7 protein-coding genes and 1 pseudogene are annotated in these 8890 nt (G+C 67.6%); 3 read left to right on the forward strand and 5 right to left on the reverse strand.

Annotated elements, in window-relative coordinates; genetic code table 11:
- Positions 1–422, reverse strand: a 422-nt coding sequence (locus tag AC3IFE_RS17825) for an aldehyde dehydrogenase family protein (RefSeq protein ID WP_489191373.1), incomplete at its 3' end; no start/stop codon positions are given.
- Positions 423–449: 27 nt separating this feature from the next.
- On the reverse strand, positions 450–1688 hold the full coding sequence (gene phnA, locus AC3IFE_RS17830) for a phosphonoacetate hydrolase (RefSeq protein ID WP_489191375.1): 1239 nt from the start codon (positions 1686–1688) through the stop codon (positions 450–452).
- 194 nt (positions 1689–1882) lie between these two features.
- Between phnA and AC3IFE_RS17835 the strand changes: the two are divergent.
- Both AC3IFE_RS17835 and AC3IFE_RS17840 read left to right on the forward strand, forming a co-directional pair.
- Positions 1883–2065 (forward strand): annotated as a pseudogene (locus AC3IFE_RS17835) (2-aminoethylphosphonate--pyruvate transaminase); the annotation flags it as partial.
- Positions 2066–2202: 137 nt separating this feature from the next.
- The gene (locus AC3IFE_RS17840) at positions 2203–3591 is read left to right on the forward strand and encodes an FAD-dependent oxidoreductase (RefSeq protein ID WP_489191376.1); all 1389 of its coding nucleotides are present in this window, start codon (positions 2203–2205) and stop codon (positions 3589–3591) included.
- A 295-nt stretch (positions 3592–3886) separates the two neighbouring features.
- Here AC3IFE_RS17840 and AC3IFE_RS17845 read toward each other — a convergent pair whose 3' ends face one another.
- Both AC3IFE_RS17845 and AC3IFE_RS17850 read right to left on the reverse strand, forming a co-directional pair.
- On the reverse strand, positions 3887–4612 hold the full coding sequence (locus AC3IFE_RS17845) for a phosphonate utilization associated transcriptional regulator (protein WP_089468768.1): 726 nt from the start codon (positions 4610–4612) through the stop codon (positions 3887–3889).
- A gap of 282 nt (positions 4613–4894) precedes the next feature.
- Positions 4895–6535 (reverse strand): L-lactate permease, encoded by a 1641-nt coding sequence (locus tag AC3IFE_RS17850; protein WP_301740170.1) that lies wholly within the window; start codon positions 6533–6535, stop codon positions 4895–4897.
- Between the two features lie 419 nt (positions 6536–6954).
- Here AC3IFE_RS17850 and AC3IFE_RS17855 point away from each other — a divergent pair, with 419 nt between their 5' ends.
- Entirely contained in the window at positions 6955–7272 is a 318-nt protein-coding gene (locus tag AC3IFE_RS17855; RefSeq protein ID WP_489191377.1) for a DUF4148 domain-containing protein, read from the forward strand.
- 63 nt (positions 7273–7335) lie between these two features.
- On the opposite strand, the gene gshA is transcribed toward AC3IFE_RS17855, so the two are convergent.
- Positions 7336–8890: glutamate--cysteine ligase (gshA, locus tag AC3IFE_RS17860; RefSeq protein WP_489191379.1), on the reverse strand; the 1555-nt coding region annotated here is incomplete at its 5' end.

Consider the following 8890-nt stretch of genomic DNA (forward strand, 5'->3'; position numbering starts at 1 on the left):
TTCTTGCCGTGCGGCGTCAGATCGCACGAAAAGATCTGCCCGTCGTCCTTCAGCACTTCGCCGGCGCCGAACGTCAGCACGTCGGCCACGCGGCCGGCTTCGTACGTCGAATCCTTGACGCACAACCCGGCCTCGGCCGTGATCAACGCCGCGATCTCCGCCGTACGCGCACGCACGACGTCGGCCGCGCGGCGCAGGATCGCCGCACGCTCGTGACGCGTGAGCGTCGGCCGGTATGCACGCGCGATGGCGAAGGCGCGGCGCACGTCGTCGAGCGTCGCCTTCGGCACGGTGCCGACCAACGCGCCGTCGTACGGGTTGCGTACTTCGATCACCGCGTCGCGGTAGATCTTTTCACCGTCGATTCGCAGTGCTTCGCGACGAAGCTCGCGAACATCCGTCGATGCTGCCATGGCGTTCATGACTGTCTCCTGGCGGATGCGTCCGCGTCACTGCAGATGGTTGAGCGCGATGTCGAGGATGTCGAAGTTGCGCAGCCGCGCGCGGCCGGTGACGTGGGCCGCGACCGGCTTGCTGAAGATCAGCGGCACGATCTGCTCGGAGATCCCGCCGTGCGAGCGCAGCGGCACGTCGAGGCCCGACAGGTCGTGCTTGATGCGGCGCGTGCCGAGCACGACGTCCTGCTTCGAGATCACGATCAGGTCGCCCATCCGCGCGGGCGGCAGCTCGAAGCGCGCGCAGCCTTCGGCGCCCGTCAGCACGACCTCGATGCCGTCGACCGCGGCGAGCCGCGCGCGCAGCGCATCGGCATCGGGCGTCGCCGACACGTAGACGGTCGCGAACGAACCGAGCGCGCCGTGGTGCACGACGTACGGATCGGTAATCGGCAGGATTACGCGCGCCGCATCGTGGCCGAGCCATTCGTCGAACAGCTCCTGCAGGTAGATCACGTTCGGCTTGCCGGTCGCGTCGTCGTGCTTCGCGTTCATCCCGTGATCGGCGGTGATCGCGACGATCGCGCCGAGTTCGTCGAGGCGCTGCAGGTAGGTGTCCATCATCGCGTAGAACGCGTTCGCGCCGGGCGTGCCGGGCGCGCACTTGTGCTGCACGTAGTCGGTGGTCGACAGGTACATCAGGTCGATCGGGCGCGTCTCGAGCAGGCGCACGCCGGCCGCGAACACGAATTCCGACAGATCCGCGCTGTACACGCTCGGCAACGGCTTGCCGACCAGCTCGAGCACGTGGTCGATGCCGTTTTCGGCGACGCTCGCTTCGTCGGCCTTCTCCGACGAGAAGCAGATGCCCTTCAGCCCCTTGCCGAGCAGGCGGCGCAGCTTGTCCTTCGCGGTGACGACCGCGACGCGTGCCCCCTGTTCGGCGAAAGTCGCGAGCACGGTGGGCGCGACGAGGTACTTCGGATCGTTCATCAGCACCTCGGCGCCGGTGTCGCGATCGTAGAAGTAGTTGCCGCTGATCCCGTGGATCGCCGGCGGCACGCCGGTGACGATCGACAGGTTGTTCGGGTTCGTGAAGCTCGGCACCACGCACTCGCCCTTGAGCGCCGTGCCCGGCTTCAGCAGCGTGCGCAGGAACGGCGCGACGCCGGCCTCGGCGGCCTCCTCCAGATATTCGTATGCGCAGCCATCCACGCAGACGACCACCACGGGCCGGCTCATCCAGTTGTAGCGGCGGCCGTTCACTTCCACGGATACAGGCGTTTCGGTCATGACGTTCGTTCCTTTCCGATCGAAGGGGTGAGCCGTCGGCGCCGCCCCGCGCCGAAGGGAAGTGTTTTCAGGCTTGACATTAAAAGGGATGATTTGTAGATTGTCAACAACATGCAAAGAACAGAAAGCAAATGGCTGACAGGTGAGGAGCATGAAGGGGGCGAGTACCCGGCCGTCTCGTGGCGCAGCGCGGTTTTTATCAGGCGGTCAAAAAGCGCGGCTACAGTCGGTGTCGGCACAAGCTCGCCGAGGTCGACGCGTTCCGCGTCGGCTGCATCGGCCACTTCGGCGAAGCCGGTATGCCGGAAGCAGGCACCGCGATCGCCGACACGCTGAACGCGATGAGCCGCCGCCTGTCTGCGGGCGCGGTGGCCTGACTCGACGAATCGGGCCCCCAGGACGGCGCGCCGGCGTGCATCGCGGTGTGGCGGTGCCGGTTTCGCGTTCGCACTGGTTTTCGTTTTTGCGCCGTGTGCGGCACGGCAACCTCCCATCCTCACTGATACGACATCCGATGCGCCCCTTCTGGATCGAACAAGCGCTGTTCAACGACGGCGATCTCGCCCCCGCGCTGCAAGGCGCGACGCAAGCCGACGTGTGTATCGTCGGCGGCGGCTTCACGGGCCTCTGGACCGCGATCCAGGCGAAGCAGCAGCACCCCGCGCTCGACATCGCGATCCTCGAGGCCGACCTGTGCGGTGCCGGCGCGAGCGGACGCAACGGCGGCTGCCTGCTCACGTGGTCCGCGAAATTCCTGACGCTGCGGCGCCTGTTCGGCGAAGCCGAGGCGATCCGGCTCGTGAAGGCATCGGAAGCGGCCGTGCAGCACATCGCCGATTTTTGCCGCGCGCACGACATCGATGCGGAGCTACGGCTCGACGGCACGCTGTACACCGCGACGTCGCGCGCGCAGGTCGGCACGCTCGCGCCGGTGCTCGATGCGCTCGCCGCGTGCGGCATCCACAGCTACGAGCCGCTGCCGCCCGCCGAAGTCGCGCGCCGCTCGGGCTCCGCGCGCAATCTCGACGGCGTGTACTCACCGATCGCCGCGACCGTCCATCCCGGCAAGCTCGTGCGCGGGCTGCGCCGCGTCGCGCTTGCGATGGGCATCCGGATCTACGAGCGCACGCCGATGCTCGACTTCGCGGCCGGCCAGCCGGCCGTCGTGCGCACGCCGTCCGGCAGCGTGAGCGCGGGCAAACTCGTGTTCGCGATCAACGCATGGATGGCGAGCCGCTTCCCGCGGTTCGAACGGACGATCGCGGTCGTGTCGAGCGACATGGTCATCACGGAGAAATGTCCGGATCTGCTGGAGAAGACCGGCCTCGCGGACGGCGTGTCGGTGCTCGATTCGCGGATCTTCGTGTACTACTACCGCACGACCGTCGACGGTCGGCTGATGCTCGGCAAAGGCGGCAACACGTTCTCGTGGCGCAGCCGCATCGCGCCCGTGTTCGACCGACGCTCGCCGTACGAGGCGCAGCTCACGCGCAGCCTGCGCGAATTCTTCCCGACGCTTGCCGGCGTGCCGATCGCCGCGAGCTGGAACGGGCCGTCGGATCGCTCGGTGACGGGCTTTCCGTTCTTCGGCCGCCTCGACGATGCGCCGAACGTGTTCTACGGCTTCGGCTATTCGGGCAACGGCGTCGGGCCGACCTACATGGGCGGGCAGATCCTGTCGTCGCTCGTGCTCGGCCTGGACAACGCGTGGACATGCAGCCCGATCGTGCGCGGCCCGCTCGGCCATTTCCCGCCGGAGCCGATCCGTTATGTCGGCGCGCACGTCGTGCGCAACGCGATTCGTCGCAAGGAACGCGCGGAGGACGAGAGCCGTCAGCCGTCGGCTCTCGATACGTGGCTCGCGAAGTTTGCGAGCGCGGCGGGGAAGGCCGACAAGGCGTGACTAGATCATTCGGATCACGTATCGAATCGCCTGCCGCGCAGGCGGACCGCGTCGCATCACGGTACGATTGGCGATCTCGTCAATCCATCTGAAGAATGATGCGCTTTCTGCTGTTCGCCGCGCTCGTCGTGACGATCGGTGCGTGCTCGAAATCGAGAGATGGAAAATGGACGGCGCTTCGTGACATGCCGGCGATCACCGCATTCGGCCGGCATCATCAACGTCGAGCGAAGCGACAGCCGTGATCCGGCCGCTCCGCGGCCTTTGAACGTGCGGTGACCGGTAACGCGACAGCTTACGCGCCGGCTTTCTCCCGCGCCGCCTTGCCCGTCGCCGGCATCCCCTGCTCATGCGTGCGACGCATCCGCGCGAGACCGTGCGCGACGTGCTCGCGCACGAGCGCGACGGCCTTGTCCTCGTCGCCGGCCGCGAGCGCCTGCACGATCTTGTCGTGCTCGGCCGCCGACACCGCGATCGCCCCCTTCTCGGCCTCGATCGCCGCCTGGCGCAGCAGGCCGAGCTGGCGCACGAGCCGCCGGTAGGTATCGGTAAGATGCGTATTGCCGACGCCGACCACCATCGCGTCGTGGAACTGCACGTTCAGCTCGGTGTAGCGCGTGACGTCGCGCGTCTTCGCGGCATCCTTCATCGACTGGATGATGCCTTTCAGCACTTTCAGCGTATCGGGCGAGATGCGCTTCGCGAGCGCGCGCGCGACCGACTCGTCGAGCATCGCGCGCACTTCGTAGATCTCCTCCGCCTCGCGCAGCGGCACGACGCGCACGGTCACACCGCGGTTCTTCTCGTTGCGCAGCAGGCCGGCCTGTTCGAGCGCGCGAAACGCTTCGCGCACCGGGCCGCGCGACACGTTCAGCTTCGTCGCGATATCGACTTCGTTCAGCTTTTCGCCCGGCGCGTATTCGCCGGACACGATTGCACGCTCGAGCATGTCCTGGACGATCATCGCGAGCGACTGGCTTTGCAGGAGTTCGATGGCGCTGAGCGCGTTCGGGGCAGTCATGAGTAGGCGGGGAGCGGGGCTGTCGGTGAAAACGAGGGCGCCATGTCGGCGAACGCTCGTTGTATACGCTCGGCCCGACATATTGTCAACAGTATTCAGTCTCCAAAGGCCGCGCCTGCGTGCGAAGCACACCCGACATGCAACCGACACGCCGCTACGGGGTACGGCCGGTGAACGCGCTAAACCGCCGCGCGCTCACCGCTTCCCCACATGACCCGGCGCTTTTCCCGCGCCTTCCCTCGTTGTTTTCCTCGTGCCTTCCTTCTGTCGTGGCGCCTAGCGTCACTTCGGCAGCGCCGGGATCATCCAGGTCAGCACGTGCTGTTGCAGGAACACCAGCACGCCGAGCAGCAGCGTGAGGATCACGCTGTGCCAGAAGGTGCGTGCGAACACGACGCCTTCCTGCCCTTTCAGGTCCGTCGTCGACACGCCCGTCGCGATGTTCTGCGGCGAGATCATCTTGCCCATCACGCCGCCCGACGAGTTCGTCGCGGCCATCAGCACCGGATCGAGGCCGAGCTGCCGGGCAGCCACGACCTGCAGGTTGCCGAACAATGCGTTGCCCGACGTGTCGCTGCCGGACAGGAACACCGCGATCCAGCCGAGCGACGCGGACACCAGCGGGAACAACGCGCCCGTCGACGCGACGCCGGTGCCGAGCGTGTAGCTGATGCCGGAGTAATTCAGCAGGTACGCGAGCCCGACGATCATCATCACCGTGACGATCGCGATCCACGTCTGCCGCCACGTCTTCACCACGCATTCGACGAACGCGCCGGGGCCGGTGCGCGTCAGCGCGGCCGTGATGATCGCCGACACGAGGATCGCGGTGCCCGTGCCGAGCGGCTGGAAATCCCAGATCGCCGCATACGGCTTGTGATACAGCGACACGTACACGGCGTTGTGCAGGCCCGGCCACTTGATCTTCACGTCGCCGATCGCCGCGATGTTCGCGTGCACCCACACGATCACGACCACCGACACGACGAGCCACGGCAGCCAGCCGCCGAAGCCCGCGCGCGCGGCGCCGGCGGCGGCCGGCACGCTGCGCGCGAGCGCGTATTGCGGATCGGGCTGCGGCTTCCATACCTGCAGGAAGCCGATCGTCACGATCAGCGACGTGAGCGACGACAGCACGTCGGTGAGCTGGTAGCCGAGGAAGTTCGACGTGACGAACTGCGCGATCGCGAAGCTGCCGCCGGATACGAGCAACGCCGGCCACAGCTTCGCGATCGAGCGCAGCCCGCCATACGCGCCGACCACGTAGAACGGCAGCAGCAGCGCGAAGAACGGCAACTGGCGGCCGACCATCTGCGCGAGCGTCGCGGGCGGCAGCGACGTGACCGCGCCGAGCACGGTGATCGGCACGCCGAGCGCGCCGAACGCGACCGGCGCGGTGTTGAACAGCAGCGTATAGGTGAGCGCTTCGAGTGCGGGGAAGCCGAGCGCGATCAACAGCGCGCTCGTGATCGCGACCGGCGTGCCGAATCCGGAGATCCCTTCGAGCAGACAGCCGAACGAGAACGCGACGACGAGCAGCACGAGGCGGCGGTCGTCGGGCAGGTTGTCGAGCATCCACTGCCGGAACTGGTCGAAGCGGCCCGACTTCACCGCGATGTTGTACAGCAGCAGCGCGTTGAAGACGATCCACATCACCGGCACGACCGCGAGCGCCATGCCGGCGCCGACCGCGTCGAACGCGAGCCCGGCCGGCATTCCCCACGCGCCGATCGCGACCGCGAGGCCGGCGACGAGCCCGGCGAGCGACGCCTGCCACGCGGGGCGGCGCAGCACGCCGAGCGCGATCAGCGCGACCGCGATCGGGATCGCGGCGACGAGGAACGACAGGAGCAGCGAGTTCGCGACGGGCGTCAACGGTTGCGCGAAGGCGATGCCGGGCGGAAGGGCGTCGGTGGGGTTCATCGTGTCTCCAGAGTCGACCCGGGTTCGCATGTCGATGCGCCGGGTTCGGTACAAGGCGATGTCCTGCAGTCACGACCGTGCTGGGGCGCTTGCATACGCAACGACGTTGCGCGGCCAACCGATCGGTCGCTTAAAAGAGGTTAGGAGGCGCAACGCGCTTGTACAAGGGGGGAGAAGCCCGATGCGGGCGAGTCGATGCGAACCGGCCGCCGCATGATGACCGGCGGATGGCGCGCCGCTGTCGTGCTCGACAGGAAACCCGTCGCGACGGCTCACCGGTGCGCGCAATGTTGCGCGCCCGGAAAAGGTGACTGCCAGCCGCGACGATGTTTCGTTGGGCGTCCGAAGCCTAGACTGGCTGCATCGTTTCGGCCCGCGCCGCCAATGGCGCGGCACCGGAGCCTCACGGAGCCAACACGATGAAGACGATGAAACGCGCGGCATGCGCGTGTGTGCTGATCGGCGCGGCGTTCGCCGCTCACGCGCAAGCCGCGTCGACGCTCACGCGCGCGCAGGTCCGCCAGGAACTCGTGGAACTGCAGGCCGCGGGCTACCGGGCAAGCCTCGCAAGCAGTCCCGACTTTCCGCGGAACATGCAGGCGGTCATGCAGCGTGCCGCGCAGGCGCGCGGTGAGGGCGAAGCCGCCGGTTACGGCAGCAACGGCCGGGCGAATGGGGAATCGGGCAAACCGGCGCTGCCGCACGCAATCGATCGCGGCACCTATGCGCATCACTGACCGAACCGGATCGATCGCGCGGCAGCGGCGCGGCGCACCCCGCGCCGGCCGCATGCGCGATCGTCACACGCTGAAGCGGTTCAGCGTATAGGCGCGATAGGCGGCGACGAACGCGTCGAACGATCCGGCCTCCTTCGCTTCGAGCTCGGCCTGCTCGGCGAGCGACTTCGCGGCGAGCGCCTGTTCGGTGCGCAGCGTCTCGGCCGACGGCGGATGCGCACGGAAATGGGCGGCATGCGCTTCGCTCTGCGCGAGCCCGAACGCGAGGAACGACTGGCCGTTCTCGCGCATCGTGCGCAGCACGCGCGCGGACGGGGTGCGCTCCGGATCGGCGAGCTTCTCGCGCTGCGCGGCGATCGCGCGCGCATGTTCGTCGCCGCCGCGGATTTCGTCGAGCCGGCGACCGACGATTTCGATATCGGCCATCAGCTCGTCGGCCCACTGCTGCAGCGTGACCGGCTGGCCGTCACGCGTCAGCGTGAGCCCCGGCTGGCGGCCGTCCAGCGTCACGCTGCCGAAGTTCGCGTTCGCTTCCTTGTACGCGTCGCAGTCGAGCGGCGCGCTTTCGTCGAGCGCGCACGCGAGCAGGAACGCGTCGATGAAGCGCGCGGTCTCCAGCGCGATGCCGGTCGGCTCGAACGGATCGATGTCGAGGCAGCGCACCTCGATGTACTGCACGCCGCGCGACGCGAGCGCATGCAGCGGCCGCTCGCCCGAATACGTGACGCGCTTCGGCCGGATCGTCGAGTAGAACTCGTTCTCGATCTGCAGCACGTTCGTGTTGATCTGGATCCACTCGCCGTCGCGATGCGTGCCGATCGCCTCGTACGCCGGATACGGCTCGCTCACCGCCTTCGACAGCGCGTCGAGATAGCCAGGCAGCGTGTTGTAGTCGACGTGCAGCGCGGCCTGGGCCGTCGTGTTCGAGTAACCGAGATCGCTCATCCGCAGGCTGGTCGCATACGGCCGGTACAGCGTATCGGCGTCGAACGTGTCGAGCTGGTGCGGCTTGCCGCGCAGGAACTTCGTGTCGAGCACCGGCGACGCGCCGAACAGGTACATCAGCAGCCAGCTGCGGCGGCGGAAGTTGCGGATCTGCGCGAGATAGCGTTCCGACTGGTAATCGACGAGCGTCGCCGTCGACTCTTCGTCCGCATGCAGGCGCCGCCACACTTCCTCGTGCAGCGAGTAGTTGTAGTGGATGCCGGCGATGCACTGCATCGTGCGGCCGTAGCGATACGCGAGGCCGCGCCGGTACACCGTCTTCAGGCGGCCGATGTTCGACGTGCCGTAGTTGGCGATCGGGATCTCGTCGTCGGCCGGCAGCAGGCCCGGCATCGAGTCGTTCCACAGGATCTCGTCGCCGAGCGATGCATACACGTAGCGATGCAGATCGTCGAGGCGCTCGAGCGTGAGCGCGGCGTCGCGCTCCGCGGGCGTGATCAGTTCGATCAGCGCTTCGGAATAGTCGGTCGTCAGCGCCGGATGCGTGAGCGCCGAGCCGAGCGCGCGCGGATGCGGCGTGAACGCGATCATCCCGTCGCGCGTCACGCGCAGGCTTTCCTTCTCGATGCCGCGCAGGCCGTCGGGCAGATGCTGCCGCGTCGGGCCCGAGCTC

Source organism: Burkholderia sp. APQ4-4ca (genome assembly GCF_057837105.1).